Source organism: Frigoribacterium sp. AC759, assembly GCF_979256015.1.
Map to the genome: position 1 here is coordinate 1 of NZ_CEEDMT010000098.1, position 269 is coordinate 269.

At 69.1% G+C, this 269-nt stretch carries 1 protein-coding gene; it reads left to right on the forward strand.

From position 1 onward, the window contains the following. On the forward strand, positions 1–269 hold a 269-nt coding region (locus ACZ6JE_RS15240), incomplete at both ends, for a hypothetical protein (protein ID WP_464319488.1).

Consider the following 269-nt stretch of genomic DNA (forward strand, 5'->3'; position numbering starts at 1 on the left):
CGGATGATGAAGGCGGGACTGCTGGATCTCTATCTGAAACCTGCCGACCGCGCGCTGCTGGCTGACGCCGGGCGCATCGCGAGCGTCTGGCGCGAGCATGCGCCGGCCCTGTTCAGCGTGACGATTCCGAACGCCGACGCCGTGCCGGCGGTTCGCCGCTACGCGAAGAACCTCGCCATTCCCGCCGAGCCGGCGGTCGCCGCGCTGGGCACTTCGCCGCTCGTCTTCCACGCGCTCTCGCTCGATCAGCAAGGGCGACCGGTGAAGAT